This is a genomic window from Streptomyces sp. NPDC001750, from assembly GCF_042892615.1.
Taxonomy (GTDB): domain Bacteria; phylum Actinomycetota; class Actinomycetes; order Streptomycetales; family Streptomycetaceae; genus Streptomyces.
This window is the reverse complement of sequence record NZ_JBIAUE010000002.1, coordinates 381551-397222: the sequence shown is the minus strand read 5'-3', so window position 1 is coordinate 397222 and position 15672 is coordinate 381551. Positions and strand designations below refer to the sequence as shown.

General features: G+C 72.7%; 16 protein-coding genes. 9 read left to right on the top strand and 7 right to left on the bottom strand.

From position 1 onward, the window contains the following. The first annotated feature begins 46 nt into the window (after window positions 1-46). The gene (locus tag ACFYY6_RS05080; RefSeq protein ID WP_389191715.1) at window positions 47-2347 is read left to right on the top strand and encodes a protein kinase; all 2301 of its coding nucleotides are present in this window, start codon (window positions 47-49) and stop codon (window positions 2345-2347) included. Between the two features lie 218 nt (window positions 2348-2565). Here ACFYY6_RS05080 and ACFYY6_RS05075 read toward each other — a convergent pair whose 3' ends face one another. Further along, the gene (locus ACFYY6_RS05075) at window positions 2566-3210 is read right to left on the bottom strand and encodes a PepSY domain-containing protein (protein ID WP_389191712.1); all 645 of its coding nucleotides are present in this window, start codon (window positions 3208-3210) and stop codon (window positions 2566-2568) included. Between the two features lie 116 nt (window positions 3211-3326). Here ACFYY6_RS05075 and ACFYY6_RS05070 point away from each other — a divergent pair, with 116 nt between their 5' ends. Further along, window positions 3327-3992, top strand: a complete 666-nt coding sequence (locus tag ACFYY6_RS05070) for a response regulator transcription factor (protein ID WP_351525485.1) — start codon at window positions 3327-3329, stop codon at window positions 3990-3992. Beyond that, complete coding sequence (locus ACFYY6_RS05065; protein WP_351525486.1) at window positions 3989-5449, top strand: HAMP domain-containing sensor histidine kinase; 1461 nt, start codon at window positions 3989-3991, stop codon at window positions 5447-5449. The genes ACFYY6_RS05070 and ACFYY6_RS05065 overlap by 4 nt, the downstream gene beginning before the upstream one ends. A 170-nt stretch (window positions 5450-5619) precedes the next feature. Here ACFYY6_RS05065 and ACFYY6_RS05060 read toward each other — a convergent pair whose 3' ends face one another. The 4 genes from ACFYY6_RS05060 to ACFYY6_RS05045 form a co-directional block, all read right to left on the bottom strand. Further along, entirely contained in the window at window positions 5620-6102 is a 483-nt protein-coding gene (locus tag ACFYY6_RS05060) for a MarR family winged helix-turn-helix transcriptional regulator (protein ID WP_073792118.1), read from the bottom strand. Between the two features lie 125 nt (window positions 6103-6227). Then, the gene (locus ACFYY6_RS05055) at window positions 6228-6992 is read right to left on the bottom strand and encodes an AIM24 family protein (protein WP_351525487.1); all 765 of its coding nucleotides are present in this window, start codon (window positions 6990-6992) and stop codon (window positions 6228-6230) included. Continuing rightward, on the bottom strand, window positions 6989-7639 hold the full coding sequence (locus ACFYY6_RS05050) for an AIM24 family protein (protein ID WP_351525488.1): 651 nt from the start codon (window positions 7637-7639) through the stop codon (window positions 6989-6991). The genes ACFYY6_RS05055 and ACFYY6_RS05050 overlap by 4 nt, the downstream gene beginning before the upstream one ends. Continuing rightward, entirely contained in the window at window positions 7639-8271 is a 633-nt protein-coding gene (locus tag ACFYY6_RS05045; RefSeq protein ID WP_351525493.1) for an AIM24 family protein, read from the bottom strand. The genes ACFYY6_RS05050 and ACFYY6_RS05045 overlap by 1 nt, the downstream gene beginning before the upstream one ends. A 293-nt stretch (window positions 8272-8564) precedes the next feature. On the opposite strand from ACFYY6_RS05045, the gene ACFYY6_RS05040 reads away from it, so the two are divergent. Together ACFYY6_RS05040 and ACFYY6_RS05035 are read left to right on the top strand one after the other, a co-directional pair. After that, window positions 8565-8915, top strand: coding sequence for a DUF3817 domain-containing protein (locus tag ACFYY6_RS05040; protein WP_351525489.1), 351 nt, complete (start codon window positions 8565-8567; stop codon window positions 8913-8915). Then, window positions 8912-9208, top strand: a complete 297-nt coding sequence (locus tag ACFYY6_RS05035; protein ID WP_351525490.1) for an MTH1187 family thiamine-binding protein — start codon at window positions 8912-8914, stop codon at window positions 9206-9208. The genes ACFYY6_RS05040 and ACFYY6_RS05035 overlap by 4 nt, the downstream gene beginning before the upstream one ends. Before the next feature lie 197 nt (window positions 9209-9405). Here the strand turns inward: ACFYY6_RS05035 and ACFYY6_RS05030 are convergent, their stop codons facing one another. Then, window positions 9406-10407, bottom strand: coding sequence for a DUF5937 family protein (locus ACFYY6_RS05030; RefSeq protein ID WP_351525491.1), 1002 nt, complete (start codon window positions 10405-10407; stop codon window positions 9406-9408). 72 nt (window positions 10408-10479) lie between these two features. On the opposite strand from ACFYY6_RS05030, the gene ACFYY6_RS05025 reads away from it, so the two are divergent. The 4 genes from ACFYY6_RS05025 (at window position 10480) to ACFYY6_RS05010 (ending at window position 14747) form a co-directional block, all read left to right on the top strand. After that, entirely contained in the window at window positions 10480-11919 is a 1440-nt protein-coding gene (locus ACFYY6_RS05025; protein ID WP_389191709.1) for an MFS transporter, read from the top strand. A 10-nt stretch (window positions 11920-11929) separates the two neighbouring features. Then, complete coding sequence (locus ACFYY6_RS05020) at window positions 11930-12439, top strand: MarR family transcriptional regulator (RefSeq protein WP_351520833.1); 510 nt, start codon at window positions 11930-11932, stop codon at window positions 12437-12439. A 167-nt stretch (window positions 12440-12606) separates the two neighbouring features. Then, window positions 12607-12939, top strand: coding sequence for a DUF3817 domain-containing protein (locus ACFYY6_RS05015; RefSeq protein WP_351520834.1), 333 nt, complete (start codon window positions 12607-12609; stop codon window positions 12937-12939). A gap of 107 nt (window positions 12940-13046) precedes the next feature. Continuing rightward, on the top strand, window positions 13047-14747 hold the full coding sequence (locus ACFYY6_RS05010) for a methylmalonyl-CoA mutase (RefSeq protein ID WP_389191707.1): 1701 nt from the start codon (window positions 13047-13049) through the stop codon (window positions 14745-14747). Between the two features lie 121 nt (window positions 14748-14868). Here ACFYY6_RS05010 and ACFYY6_RS05005 read toward each other — a convergent pair whose 3' ends face one another. Continuing rightward, the gene (locus ACFYY6_RS05005) at window positions 14869-15498 is read right to left on the bottom strand and encodes a TetR/AcrR family transcriptional regulator (RefSeq protein ID WP_351520837.1); all 630 of its coding nucleotides are present in this window, start codon (window positions 15496-15498) and stop codon (window positions 14869-14871) included. Window positions 15499-15672: the final 174 nt, after the last annotated feature.

Here is a 15672-nt window from a genome sequence, read left to right as displayed (position 1 = left end):
CCGACCAGCAGTCGGACCGTCCGACGAACAGCCCTGGAGGCGCACAGTGATCGAGCCGCTTCCGCCCGGCCGGGCCGGAGTGATCGGGCCGTACCAGCCACTCGGGCTGCTGGGGGCGGGCGGCATGGGCGAGGTGTACCTGGCGCGTCCGGCGGGTGCCACCGACCCGCTCGACGGGCTGGTCGCGCTGAAGACCGTGCGCCCGGACCTCGACCTCGACGACGGCTTCCGGATCCGCTTCCGGCGCGAGATCGACGCGGCGGGTGCCGTCCGCAGCCCGCACACCGCGGCCCTGGTGGGCGGCGACGCGAACGGTCGGCCGCCCTGGCTGGCGACCGAGTACGTGCCGGGCCCCTCGCTCGCCGAGGCGGTGACCCGCGTCGGGCCGCTGCCCGAGCACGTCGTGCGCGAGACGGGGGCCGGGCTCGCCCGCGCGCTCGCCGACATGCACGCCGTGCGGGTCCTCCACCGCGACCTCAAGCCCGGCAACGTGCTGCTCGGCGCGGACGGGCCGAAGGTGATCGACTTCGGTATCGCCCAGGCGTTCGACGCCACCCAGCTGACCCGGACCGGCGTGGTGGTGGGCAGCCCCGGCTACATCTCGCCCGAGCACGTCAACGGCTCACGCTCGCTCGTCCCGGCGTCCGACGTGTTCTGCCTGGGCGCGGTGCTCGCCTTCGCGGCGGCGGGGCGGGGGCCGTTCGACGACTCGGACATGGCGGCCGTGATCTTCCGGATCTCCCGGGGCGAGGCCGAACTGTCCGGTGTGCCGCCCCGGTTGCGCGAGGTGATCGAGGCGTGTCTGCGCACCGGGGCCGGGGACCGGCCGACCCCGGACCAGCTCGTCGAGATGCTGCTGCCGGGGCGGGGAGCGGTGATGGCGGCACCGGGCGCCTTCCCCTGGACGGACGGGGTCAGGGGACTGCTCGACGAGCACGCGGCCGGGGCGCGGACCGTCGCGGAGGCGGTCGCACCACTGCCCGCCGTACCGCGGGCGCCCCTCCGAGCGCCGACCCTGGCACCGGCCCGCAGCGCTCCGCCGTTCGCCCCGACGCCGGTCGTGCCCGTGGCCGCACCGGGTGACGGACGGCGGAAGCGGGTTCTTCGGACCGGGCTGACGGCCGCCGCCGTCGTGGTGTGCGCGGCGCTCGGGGCCGTCCTGCGGCCGGGGGTGCTCGGGCGGGACGCCGGGGACGGCGACCGCGCGGGTGAACCGTCCGCATCCGCCTCCGCCGTTCGGCGTGGTGCCGCAGCCGTCGTCGTCCCCGGCGCGGACGCCGGTCGCACCGGCGACTTCGGGACGGCGGCCACGGAACTCTCCGCCCGTCCGGCGGGCTGGCAGGCGTGGAAGAGCCGGATCGAGGACGGCGGCCCGGCGGCGTGCGTCCTCACGGACACCGCCCTGGTCTGCGGCGGACCGCGGCGCGTCACCGCGCTGGACGCCGCGAACGGGAAGAAGCGCTGGGCGACCGACCCGGTGAGCGCGGGAACCGGCCCGGTCCCGGTGGCCGCCGTCCTCGGCACCACCGTGTACGCCTTCGAGAACGGCTCCCTGGTCGCGCGCGGGCTGACCGACGGGGCCGAGCGCTGGCGGGAGCCGCTGCCCGGCGGTGCCCGCGTGGCCGATTCCGTCGAGTCCGGCGGGGTGCTCTACTTCGCCACGAAGCCCGGCGGCACCGGCCGCGCCCACCTCCTCGCCCGTCGGCTCACCGGTACGCACGAGCTCGTGTGGGACAAGGAGTGGGACGACCCGGCCGACGGGGCCGGACTGGCCTTCGCCGACGGCCGGCTCGTCGCGGCGGGCGAGGGCGTCACCGTGCTGAAGGGCTCCGACGGCAGCCGACTGGGCGGCATCGCGGCCGGTGAGATCTCCTGCCGCATGCCGGTCCTGAAGGGGCGGCAGCTCCTCTGCTCCGGTTCGAACGGCCTGACGGTCGTCGACGTGACGGCCCCGCAGAACCGCCGCTCGGTCGCCGCCGGGGTGGACATCGCCTACCGGCCCGCCCTGTCCCGCGACGGCAAGGTCGTGGTGAGCAGCCGGACGCGGACGTACGCGTTCGGACTGTCCGACGGGCGGCAGTACTGGGTCACGTACGAGGGCGGCGAGGGCATGAACACCTTCGGCCGTCCGTCCGTCGCCGGTGACCGCGCCCTCGTCGTGGGCGACCGCAAGGTGTCGCCCCTGGACCTGGCCGCCGAGGGCGATCCGGGGTTCGCCGGCGACCCGCCGAACGGATGGCCCACACCGGGCACCCCGCGCGACCCGGCGGGCATCTCGCTCCTCGCGCGCGGAAACGTCGTCTTCCTGTCGTTGGACGAGGGGACGGTCCTGAGCTACGCGCCCTGAGCCGCGCGCCCCCACCCGCCGCCCACCGGCGGCCCCTGACGACCTGGGGACCGATAGGGAGCGGGCTCGCGCCGCCCTGCGACTCCGCTTGCGGCGTTGTCGTCGGTTGTCGATGCGCCGCATCGACTCCCTCCTCCGCCTTGCAATCGAAGGCGCATGACGACGCTCCCTGATCCACTCCCTATCGCCCCCCAGGTCGTAACCCCGGGCGCGAGACCTCAGTCGTCGTCCCGGTCGTCGTGGTGGTCGTCCCTGTCGTCCCTGTCGTCCCTGTCGTCCCCCTGGGCATCGCCGTCGTCCGACCGGTCCGCCGTGACCTTCCCGGTCCGCGCGTCGACGTTCAGCTCGTGGTGCGTGCCGTTCTCGCCCCGGACCTCGACCTCCCAGTGGGATGCCCCGCCCCGGCCGTCGTGGTCGTCGTCCAGGTCGACCGACGTCACCGTGCCCGGTGCGGTCCCGAGCGCGGCCCTGACGGCGGCGTCCAGGGAGACGGCGGCCGAGCGGGGGGCGTGCGCGTCACGGCCGTCGCGGTCGTCGGCGGCATGCGTGCCGAGCACCGTGCCCCTGCCCGCGTCCACCGTCACGTCGTGCCACCCGCCGTCGGAGCCGTACACGTCCAGCTCCCAGACGACCGTGCCGTCCTCGTCGTCCAGCTCGGCCTCGGTGACCGTGCCCGGGACGGCCTCGACGGCGGCGGCCGTGGCGTCCCCGACGTCCACGCGGGCGGTTCCGGCGCCCGGCGTACTGCTGCGGGCGGCGTCGCGGTCGTGTCCCTCGTTGTCCGCGAAGGCCATGGCGGTGGCGGTCCCGCCGCCGACGAGCACGGCCGCGGCGACGGCGGCGACGACGATCCTGCGCTTCATGGGGTACCTCCCGGTCGGGTGTCGGTATCGGCGGGTCCCACACTGCCGGGGTGATGCTGAACGCAGCCTGAAGGCGGCTGAAGCCGCCTTCAGGATCGGTTTGCGACCCTGGATCCATGCGCCTTTTGATCGTGGAGGACGAGAAGCGGCTGGCGGCGTCCCTGGCCGGCGGGCTCACCGCCGAGGGCTTCGCCGTGGACGTCGTGCACGACGGCATCGAAGGGCTGCACCGGGCCGCCGACGGCGCGTACGACCTCGTCGTCCTCGACATCATGCTGCCCGGGATGAACGGCTACCGGGTCTGCGCCGCCCTGCGCGCCGCCGGACACGACGTGCCGATCCTGATGCTCACCGCGAAGGACGGCGAGTACGACGAGGCGGAGGGCCTGGACACCGGGGCCGACGACTATCTGACCAAGCCGTTCTCGTACGTGGTGCTGGTCGCCAGGATCCGGGCGCTGTTGCGGCGCCGGGGCGGCGGGTCCGGCTCGCCGGTGGTCACCGTCGGCGCGCTGCGCATGGACACCGCCGCACGTCGGGTCCGTCTCGCCGGAACCGAGATCCCGCTCACCACCAAGGAGTTCGCGGTGCTGGAACAGCTCGCGCTGCGCCCCGGACAGGTGGTGAGCAAGGCGGACATCCTGGAACACGTCTGGGACTTCGCCTACGACGGCGATCCGAACATCGTCGAGGTGTACGTCAGCGCGCTGCGGCGCAAGCTCGGCGCGGCACTCATCCGCACGGTGCGGGGCGCCGGGTACCGGCTGGAGGAGGGGCCGTGAGGTCGGTACGCGCCAGGGCGGCGCTCGGTGCCACCGCCGTCGTCGCGCTCGCACTGGTCGGGGCCGGGCTCGCCGTGCTCCTCGTGCTGCGCGCGAACCTCATCGGCCAGGCGGGTCTCCAGGCCGAGGTGGTGGCCCGCGAGGTCGCCGGGCAGCTCGCCCTCGGTGTGCCGTACGACCGGCTGGAGATGCGCGACGAGGAGGACCACCCGGTCCAGGTGACGGACGAGGACGGGCGGGTGGTCGCCGTGTCCAAGGACCTGGAGGCGATCTCCGGGACCGGCACGGACCGCGTCACCCCGGCCCCCTCCACCGCACCGGCGAGCCCCGACGGCTCCGCCCCCGGCTCCGGGGGAGACGACGAGTCGGACGACGGCGACGGCGGCGGTCGCTCCGAACCCGGCCGGGGCGAGGTCGACTCCGACGAACCGGACTTCGACAACGGCACCGCCACCGTCGACGGCGAGACGGCCGAATACCGTTTCGCTTCCGTGCGGGCGACCACCCCCGCCGGGACGACCCTGACCGTCCACGCGGGTGCCCCGCTGGCGGCCGAGCGGGAGGCCGTCGGCAGCGTGCGCACCGCGATGCTGGCCGGGCTGCCGGTGCTGCTCGTCGTGGTCGCCGGGGTGACCTGGCTGGTGACCCGTCGGGCGCTGCGCCCGGTCGAGGGCATCCGCCGGGAGATGGCCGCGATCACCGCGTCCGAGGATGTGAGCAGGCGGGTGCCGGAGCCTGGCTCCCGGGACGAGATCGCCCGGCTGGCCCGTACCACCAACGAGACGCTGACGGCCCTGGAGGCGTCGGTGGAGCGGCAGCGGCGTTTCGTCGCCGACGCCTCGCACGAGCTGCGCAGCCCGATCGCCTCGCTGCGCACCCAGCTGGAGGTGGGCGCCGCGCATCCGGAACTGCTGGATCTGCCGGGGGCCGTCGCCGACACCGTACGGCTCCAGGCGCTGGCGGCCGATCTGCTGCTGCTGGCCCGGCTGGACGCGGGGGAGCGGCCGGGCCGCTCGACGCTGGACCTGGGGGTGCTGGTCCATGAGGCGGTCTCCCAGCGCAGCGGCGACCGGATCGCTCCCGCCGTGCGTGCACCGGACTCCGGTGGCCTCGAAGTGACCGGCTCCCGGGCGCAGTTGGCCCGGGTGATCGGCAATCTGCTGGACAACGCCGAGCGTCACGCGGAGCACGCGGTGACGGTCTCGGTACGTCGGGAGCGCGGCGGGGTCGCCGTCGCGGTCACCGACGACGGGGCGGGGGTACCGCCGAACGAGCGTGAACGGGTATTCGAACGCTTCGTACGCCTCGACGACGCCCGCAGCCGGGACGAGGGCGGCGCCGGGCTGGGTCTGGCCATCGCGCGTGATGTCGCCGTACGGCACGGTGGCCGGCTGACGGTGGGCGACGCCCCGGAGGGCGGCGCGTGCTTCGAGCTGTGGCTGCCGGCCGCCGACTGAGCCGGACGGCCTGCCCTCGACCCGTGCCGTGGGCGCCACCTCGCCCGTGGGATCGTGCCGCTCGCGAGGTCACGCCGTGCGCGGTTCGTCCCGCCCGCGGGGCCGGGCGGCCCGCGGGGGCACGTCGCCCGCGAGCTCGCATCGCCCGCGGCCGGATCCTTCCGCCGCGGTCAGATCTTTCCGCGTCGGCCGCGCAGATGCTCGGCCACCGGGGTCAGTGCCGTGTGCAGGTTGTCCAGCGCCTCCGGCGTCAGCAGGTCCATGAAGTGCCTGCGCACCGACGCCACGTGGTGCGGCGCCACCTTCCGCATGGTCTCCGCGCCGTGTTCGGTGAGGACGCCGTACAGTCCGCGCCGGTCGGACTCGCAGTTCTCCCGGCGGACCAGGCCCGCGTTCTCCATGCGGGTGATCTGGTGCGAGAGCCTGCTCTTGGACTGCAGCGTCGCGGTGGCGAGGTCGCTCATGCGCATGCGCTGACCCTCCGACTCCGAGAGGTTGACCAGGATCTCGTAGTCGTTCATGGTCAGGCCGAAGGGCTGGAGGTCCTTCTCGAGCTGGTGCATCAGCAGTCTGCTGACCTCCAGATGGGTGCGCCAGGCGCACTGCTCCGCGTTGTTCAGCCAGCGAGTGGCGGTCTCGGTCTCGGTCTCCATATGACGATTCTACCTAAGAAGTTGAAAGACGGACGAAGTAAAGGTGCGGCGTCCGTGGTACGGGCGCGAACGCGGCTCGGAGCGCGGGGTGCGGGCGCCCGGCGTCACAGTGCGCAGGCTACCGTTCACCAACCGAAGCGACGCTGGAGGTCCCCGAGCTGACCGGACGGACGGTGTGAGGCGCCGGGTTGACCCGAGCCGCCCGGCACCCCCGGCTGGGTCGGTGTCGCGCCCGTCGGCTGGTCGGGCAGCAGCGCCTCGGACGACTGGAGCAGGACCGTACCCGCGCCGACGAACTCGAACTGGTGCTCCTCGCCCGAGGTGCCGCCGATCCCGGTCAGCGCCCGCAGACCGCCCAGCACGCCCGTCAGATACCCGTGGTCGTAGTGGTGGCACGGCGAGGGGCAGTCCGCCCAGCCCACCAGTGCCTGCGGGTCGACCCGGAGCGGCGGTTCCATGAAGACCACCGGGCCGTTGGACGCGGCCACGAACTTCCCCGTGCCGATCAGCGTCAGGAACCCCGGCACGATCGACTGCTTGAGCGCCAGGGACGGCTGGAACGCCAGCAGGTTGCCCGAACGGATCGTCAGGTTCCCGTCCTCCAGGTCGTAAGAGTTCACGTCGAACGCCCGGTCCGCGAGCAGCATCTTGCCGCTGCCCTCCGCCACCACCCAGTCGCTCGCGTGCAGCGGCGAATGGAAGCTCGTCCGCAGCAGCCGCTCGAAGCGGCCGTGGCCGACGCCGTCGAACTCGATCCGCCCGTAGTAGGCGATCATCTTGCCCTTCTGCAGGAACCACTGGCTTCCGGCCAGCTCCACGCAGAACGTGTACGCGTTGACGTTGTCGTCCGAGGGCAGCGTCATCGGGTCGAAGACGACGGGCGTGCTCACAGCTTCTCCTCCGATGCCTGGACATAGACCGTGCCGCTGCCGCTCAGCTCCAGCTGGAACGCCTCGCCGGAGCCGCGCCCCACCATCTCGCGCCAGCCGAGCGCGGCGGAGAGCTTGTTGCGCACATTGCCGTGGTGCGCGACGTACGCCTGCGGGTCCACGTGCACCTCGTCGCCGGGGTTGATCGGCAGCTCGATCACCCCGCCGTGGGCCATCACGGCGACCGCCCCATGGCCGGTCAGCGTCGTGGTGAACAGGCCCTGGCCGGTCACCTGGCCGCGCACCATGCCCATCACCCCGCCCTGCGAGCCCATGAACATGGTGGACTGCTGGAGCGAGCCGTCGAAGGCGAGCAGCCGGTCGGCCTCGACGTACAGAGTGTCCCCGGACAGCTCGATCACCTGGACGTGATGGCCGCCGTGGCCGAACATCACCGTGCCGTTCCCCTCGACCGTCATCAGCGGGGTCGCCTCGCCCGCCACCCGGCGGCCGATCATCGACAGCATCCCGCCCTGGCCGCCCTGGATGTTCGGGGTGAACGAGACCTCGCCGCGGTAGGCGAGCATCGCGCCCCGCTGGCTGTACAGCTTCTGGCCGGGAACCACCGTCGCCTCGACCATCTTCGCGTTGATCTCACGGAACGGCATCAGAGTTCGCCCCCCAGGGTGTTGCGCTCGCTGGGCTGGACGTACACGATCCCCTCGCCCTCGAACCTCATCTGGAACGCCTCGCCCGAGCCCTCGCCCATCAGCGTCCGGAAGTTCACCCCGGACTGGAGGTGCTGCCGCAGATCCCCCTGGTGGGCGATGTAGGCGCCGGGGTCGACGAACAGCGGGTACTGCGGTGAGACCCGCAGCCCCACGGCCGCGCCGTCCGACACGATCGCCACCTGACCGGTGCCCTCGACGGTCGTGGTGAACAGCCCGTTGCCGCTCGCCCCGCCGCGCAGGCCGGTGAAGGTGGTGCCGGTGCGCAGCCCGGCGTCGGTGCAGAGCAGATTGCTCGCCTCGACGTAGAGCTTGTCGCCGTGCAGGGAGACCAGGCTGATCTCGCTCGCGCGGTCGGCGAAGTAGCAGGTGCCCTTGCCCGTCACCTGCATCACGGACATCTGCTCACCGGTCAGCCGGCGCGTCACCATGCCGCGCAGCCCGTCGCCGCCGCCGGTCATCTTCTTGAACGTCATCCGGCCGTCGTACGCGACCATCGAACCGTTCTTGGCCTTGACGGCGTCGCCGTTCAGGTCGACGGCCAGAGTTCTGCTGCCTTGGAGTCGGAACATCGCCACCCGCCCGACGGTATCCGCAGCGTCCCGGCCCGGACAGGGCCCAAAGGCCGAACGGCGCCCCTGAATCACCCCTGATGCACACCCGGTACCGAATCCGCACAGACCCGGGACGAATCGCCTCGGGCGTACGCCGGAGGCGCACGACGACGGGACGCGCCCCCGGCGTGCGCGCGCGTGACCGGAGACATACGCCCCCGGCGCCGGAGACCGCCCGAGCCGATGCCACAATGGGGGCGCTTGTGCCCTCGTTCACAAGCAGTCACGACCCTCCCACCGAAGGTGCCCTCGTGGACATCAAGACCGCTACCGCCCTGCACCGGCTGCGCCTCATCTCGATCCCCGAAGCGCTCTCCTTCCCGGCGCTGATCATCTTTGGCTCGATCCTCAGCCGGGTCTCGGACATCGACTTCCTGATGATGCCGCTCGGCATCCTGCACGGTGTGCTCTTCGTGATCTACGCCGTGCTGCTGCTCGACGTCTGGTCCAAGACCAAGTGGCCGCTGAAGCGGGTCGCGCTCTTCTTCCTGCTCGCGCTGCTGCCGTTCGGCGGGCTGTACGGGGACAAGCTGCTCAAGCGCTACGAGGCCGACGGCGTCATCGCCGCCCGGGCCCGCCGGGAGGGAGTGGTGGGCGCGTGATCGTCGCGTTCTCGGTCAGCCCGCTGGGTGTCGGCGAGGACGTCGGCGAGTACGTCGCCGACGCCGTCAGGGTCGTCCGCGAGTCCGGGCTGCCCAACCGCACGGACGCCATGTTCACCTCCGTCGAGGGCGAGTGGGACGAGGTCATGGACGTCATCAAGCGCGCCGTCGCCGCCGTCGAGGCCCGCGCCGGACGGGTCTCCCTGGTGCTGAAGGCCGACATCCGCCCGGGTGTCACCGACGGACTGACGTCCAAGGTGGAGACCGTCGAGCGGTACCTCTCGGAGGGCTGACCGGCCGTACGGCGCACGCCCTGCGGCGTCGCGGGGGCGTGCGCCCGCGCGAGGCAGCGTTCCCACGCCGGGGGTGCGCCCGCGCGTAGCCGTGTCCCCGCGCCGAGGTGTACGCCCGCGCCAAGGTGTACGCCCGCGCGCAGCCGTACGGCGTGGCGCACCCGAGGAACCCCCGGCCGCCGCCGGGGGTTCTCCCGTCATTCCCGCCCGTCCTGGCCGTCCGGCGCGGCCAGGGCGATCCCGAGCGGGGTCCGTTCGTACAGCACCTGGTGGCCGTACCGCCGCGACGTGAGCAGCCCCGCCGCGCGCAGCACCGACAGGTGCTCCGAGACGGAGGAGAGCGCGAGGCCCAGCCGGTGGGCGAGCGCACTCGTCCCGGCCGGTTCGTCGAGCGCGCACAGGACCTCGGCCCGGCCCCGGCCGAGCAGCCGCGCGAGCGCCTGCGGGGTGCGGTCGGCGGAGCGCGTCCACAGCCCTCCGATCCCGCGCGCCGGATAGAAGATCGCCGGCTGCCACGGCGGTTCGAAACCGCTCACCGCGTCCGGCCAGGAGAAGACGCTCGGGATCAGGACGAGCCCCTGCCCGCCCAGCACCCGGCTGTGCCGCCCCTGGATCCCGACGATGGTGAGCGTCGACTCCGACCAGCTCAGCTGGGGGCTCAGTTCGCCCAGCAGCCGTTCGAAGCCGACCGCCGCGAGCCGCCGCGAGTGGTAGGCGATGTCCGCCTCCAGCAGGGCGCGCAGCCGCGGCCAGTGCGGCTCGACCAGCACCCGCCAGGCCCGTTCCAGCAGATCGGCCAGGACCCGCAGGGCCTGGGCGGGATCGGCGAGCAGCGCCTGTGCGGTGGGGGAGCGCAGCGCCTCCGGACGGCCCGCCAGCGTCAGTTCGAGGTCCTGGCGGACGAGCTGCGGATCGAGTGACCGCACCCCCGCGATCTCCTCCTCGAAGGAAGGAACAGGATCGGCGGGCGGCGGGCTGAAGAAGTCCGGGCAGTGCCCGCTGCGGGGCATCAGCAGCCACAGCGGCTCCAGGTCGAGCCCGGCCGCCGCCTCCCGGATCAGCCGCAGCCACGGCAGGTGGTAGCCGTGCCGGTAGGGCTGGGCCAGCACGCGCACCGCGGCCTGCGTCTCCCCGAGCGGCGAGAGCGCGAACCGGCAGCGCAGCAGATCGCTCTCGTCGAGGTGCAACTGGAACGACATGTGCCGCCCTCCGTACTTTCGGCCCTGGCCGAAAGTCTAGGGAAGGCGGCCCCGGACCAGCAGGCTGCGCCCATGCCGAGAAACACCGGGACCGCGGCGCAGTCCCCGCCCGAGAACCGCGCCACCGTGCCGTCCGTCGCCCGCACCGCCGACAGCCCCCGCACCCCTCGCGGATACCGTGCCGTCTTCGCCGTGCGGGAGTTCCGGGCGGTCTTCGCCGCGCACCTGCTCTCCCTGCTCGGTGTCGTCGTCAGCGAACTCGCCCTCACCGTCCTGGTGTATGGCCTGACCGGCTCGCCCCTGCTCAGCGCCCTCACCTTCGCGCTCGGTTTCCTCCCGTACCTCGTCGGGGGCACGCTCCTCGCCGGGATCGCCGACCGGTATCCCGCCCGCAGGGTCCTCGTCACCTGCGATCTGGTGTGCGCGGCGTGCGTCGCGGTGATGGTGCTGCCGGGCACCCCGGTCGGCGGGCTGCTCGCCCTGCGCTGCCTGGTCGCCGCGGTGTCGCCGGTCTTCACCGGGACACGGATGGCCGCGCTCACCGAGATCCTGGGCGACGGCGACCGCTACGTCCTCGGCCGCTCGCTGCTGCGGATCGTCTCGCAGAGCGCCGTGCTCATCGGCTTCGGCGCGGGCGGGATGCTGCTCGCCGTGGTGACCCCGCGCGGCGCGATCACCATCACCGCCGTGACGTTCCTCTGCTCGGCGGCGCTGCTCCGCTTCGGCACCCGTGCCCGGCCGGCCAGGGCGGGTGCGGGTGCGGGCGGCGGCACGCTTCTCAAGGAGTCGCTCACCGGGGCCCGCGGCCTGCTCGGGAACCGCCGGATCCGCGCCCTGATGCTGCTGTTCTGGGTGCCGCCGCTGTTCCTCGTCGCGCCCGTGGCGCTCGCCGCCCCGTACGCGGACGAGATCGGGGTCGGGTCGGCCGCGCTCGGGCTGCTGATGTGCGCGATGCCGGTCGGCCAGATCGCGGCGGAGCTGTACGTGGGCACCGCGCTGTCGCCCCGGGTGCGCTCCTCGATCGTGCTGCCGGCCGCGGCCCTGCAACTGCTGCCCCTGGTGCTGTACGCGTTGCGCCCCGCAGTGGCCCCGGCCGTGGTCGTTCTGGCGCTGGCGGGAGTCGGCGGGGCGTACGTCATCGGCCTGGACAAGTGGTTCGTCGCGGCCGTCCCGGAGTCGCTGCGCGGCCGGGCCATGACCGTGCTCACCGCCGGGATGATGACGCTCCAGGGCGTCGGCATGGCCCTCGCCGGGCTCGCCGCCGAGTTCTTCCCCGTGCACCACGTGGTCGCCGGGGCGGGAGCGCTCGGCGTGCTGTGCCTGCTGCCACTCGTACGGGAGGCCCGGAGGACCGCGCCCGCCGACCGCCCGGCCGAGACCCGGGACGAGGTCCCGCCCGGGACCCGGGAGGCGGCCACGACCGAACCCCGGGACGGGGCCACGACCGAACTCCGGGACGGAGCCCGGACCGAACTCCGAGACGAGGCTGACCACCATATGACCAGTGGGTAAGGTCGGTTGCGTGCCGAAGCCGCTCAGTCTCCCCTTCGATCCCATCGCCCGCGCCGACGAGCTCTGGCAGCAGCGCTGGGGGCCGGTCCCCTCGATGGCCGCGATCACCTCGATCATGCGCGCGCAGCAGATCCTGCTCGCCGAGGTCGACGCCGTGGTCAAGCCGTACGGGCTGACCTTCGCCCGGTACGAGGCGCTGGTGCTGCTGGCCTTCTCCAAGGCGGGCGAGCTGCCCATGTCCAAGATCGGGGAGCGGCTCATGGTCCACCCCACGTCCGTCACGAACACCGTGGACCGGCTGGTGCGCTCGGGCCTGGTGGACAAGCGGCCCAACCCGAACGACGGCCGGGGCACCCTCGCCTCCATCACCGACAAGGGCCGCGAGGTCGTCGAGGCGGCGACCAAGGACCTGGTCGACATGGAGTTCGGGCTCGGGGTCTACGACGCCGAGGAGTGCGCGGAGATCTTCGCCATGCTGCGGCCGTTGCGGATCGCGGCCCATGACTTCGAGGAGCCGTAGGACGGTCCCGGACGGGGGCTTCCGGGAGCCGGGCGAGGGCCTTGGAACGGGGCTTCGAGGAGCCGTGGCGCGGCCCCGGTCCGGGACCTCGGGGAAACCGTACGAGGGCGTTCCGGTACCCCGGCCCGCTGCAAGATCGCCACAGGCGTCCGGTTACGCTCGATGCCATGAAACGCAGTGTGCTGACCCGGTACCGGGTGATGGCCTACGTCACCGCTGTCATGTTGCTGGTGCTCTGCACCTGCATGGTCTTCAAGTACGGCTTCGACAGGGGCGAGGGCCTGACGCTCGTCGTCTCCCAGGTCCACGGCGTCCTCTACATCATCTACCTGGTCTTCGCCTTCGACCTCGGTTCCAAGGCGAAGTGGCCGGTCGGCAAGCTGCTCTGGGTGCTGATCTCCGGCACCATCCCGACGGCCGCGTTCTTCGTCGAGCGCAAGGTCGTCCGCGAGGTCGAGCCGCTGGTCGCCGACGCCTCCCCGGCGACGGCCAAGGCCTGAACCGACGGGTCGCGGCCCGCCCCCGCGACCCCACCGAACCGCCCCGTGCCAGGCACCGGGCGGTTTCCCATCGACATTTACTAGGACGTCCTAGTAAATTCGACGGTATGGACGCTGACGCGATCGAGGAGGGCCGCCGCCGCTGGCAGGCCCGTTACGACAAGGCCCGCAAGCGTGACGCGGACTTCACGACGCTCTCGGGAGACCCGGTCGAGCCCGTGTACGGCCCCCGCCCCGGGGACGCGTACGAGGGCTTCGAGCGGATCGGCTGGCCCGGTGAGTACCCCTTCACCCGAGGGCTGCACCCGACCGGCTACCGGGGGCGCACCTGGACGATCCGCCAGTTCGCCGGTTTCGGCAACGCGGAGCAGACCAACGAGCGCTACAAGATGATCCTCGCCGCGGGTGGCGGCGGGCTGAGCGTCGCATTCGACATGCCGACGCTGATGGGCCGCGACTCCGACGACCCCCGCTCGCTCGGCGAGGTCGGGCACTGCGGGGTGGCCATCGACTCCGCGGCGGACATGGAGGTCCTCTTCCGGGACATCCCGCTCGGCGACGTCACGACGTCCATGACGATCAGCGGGCCCGCCGTACCGGTCTTCTGCATGTACCTGGTCGCCGCCGAGCGCCAGGGCGTCGACCCGTCCGTCCTCAACGGCACGCTCCAGACGGACATCTTCAAGGAGTACATCGCGCAGAAGGAGTGGCTCTTCCAGCCCGAGCCCCACCTGCGCCTCATCGGCGACCTCATGGAGCACTGCGCCCGCGGGATCCCCGCCTACAAGCCGCTCTCCGTCTCCGGCTACCACATCCGCGAGGCCGGTGCGACGGCCGCGCAGGAGCTCGCGTACACCTTGGCCGACGGCTTCGGGTACGTGGAGCTCGGCGTCTCGCGAGGGCTGGACGTCGACACCTTCGCGCCCGGGCTGTCCTTCTTCTTCGACGCGCACGTCGACTTCTTCGAGGAGATCGCCAAGTTCCGCGCGGCCCGCCGGATCTGGGCCCGCTGGATGAAGGAGACCTACGGGGCGAAGACCGACAAGGCGCAGTGGCTGCGCTTCCACACCCAGACCGCCGGTGTCTCGCTCACCGCGCAGCAGCCGTACAACAACGTCGTACGGACCGCGGTCGAGGCGCTCTCCGCGGTCCTCGGCGGCACCAACTCGCTGCACACCAACGCCCTCGACGAGACCCTCGCGCTCCCCTCCGAGCAGGCCGCCGAGATCGCGCTGCGCACCCAGCAGGTGCTCATGGAGGAGACCGGCGTCGCCAACGTGGCCGACCCGCTGGGCGGTTCCTGGTACGTCGAGCAGCTCACCGACCGCATCGAGGCCGACGCCGAGAAGATCTTCGACCAGATCAAGGAGCGCGGCACGCGGGCCCACCCCGACGGACAGCACCCCGTCGGGCCCATCACCTCCGGGATCCTGCGCGGCATCGAGGACGGCTGGTTCACCGGCGAGATCGCCGAGTCCGCCTTCCGCTACCAGCAGGCGCTGGAGAAGGGCGACAAGCGTGTGGTCGGCGTCAACGTCCACCACGGCTCGGTCACCGGCGACCTGGAGATCCTGCGCGTCAGCCACGAGGTCGAGCGCGAGCAGGTCCGGGTGCTTGCCGCACGCAAGGACGCCCGCGACGACGCGCGGGTCGCGGCGGCGCTGGACGCGATGCTGGCCTCCGCCCGCGACGGCTCCAACATGATCGGGCCGATGCTCGACGCGGTACGCGCCGAGGCCACGCTCGGCGAGATCTGCGGGGCCCTGCGCGACGAATGGGGCGTCTACACGGAGCCGGCCGGCTTCTGACGCACGTCCGCCGGTCCCGTCACACGCGAAGACCGCCGGCCGCACGGCGGGCCGGCGGCCCCCCCGCGCGCGGTGTGTGGACGGGACCGGCGGTCCGGCGCCCGGGGGAGCGGGGCGCGGCTCACGCCTTGGCGGCCGCGCCGAGCCCCCCGAGCAGCAGCACGGTGAAGCGGTGGGCCCATTCCGCGTCGATGGGCTCGGCGCTCACCAGGGCCCGGTGCACGACCGCCCCGGCGATCACGTCGAAGATCAGGTCCGCGGTCCGGCTCGCCGGGCCGTCGTCCTGTTCCACGGGCAACTCGCCCCGCTCCTGGGCCCGTCGTCGGCCCTGGAGCACCAGCCGCTTCTGCCGGTTCACGATCGAGTCGCGGATCCGGGTCCGCAGCGCCTCGTCCCGGGTCGACTCCGCGACCACCGCCATCAGTGAGGTCCGGGTCTCGGGCCGCTCCAGCAGTGCCGCGAACTGGAGCACCACCGCCTGCACATCGGCCGCCAGACTGCCGAGGTCGGGCAGCTCCAGCTCGTCGAAGAGGACCGCGACGGCGTCCACCACCAGCTCGTTCTTGCCCGCCCACCGCCGGTACAGGGTCGTCTTGGCGACCCCGGCCCGCGCCGCCACATCCCCCATCGTCAGCTTCGACCAGCCGAGATCGACCAGGGAGGCACGGGTCGCCTCCAGGATCGCTTCATCGGCCGCGACGCTGCGCGGGCGTCCCGTTCGTGGGGATTCGGGGCGGCTGCGGCTCAGCATGCCGCGACCATACCGGTCAGTAAGTAGAACCGGACGGGCCCGAGCACCGTGAGACAGATCACCGGATGCCCCTGTGCGCGGAGGGGGTGGGGCAGTTACGCTACGGGTCGTAGCGTAAGGCGGTGGTCACGCCGTTCCCGACGCCACGACCGAACGACAGCCACAGGCACCGGG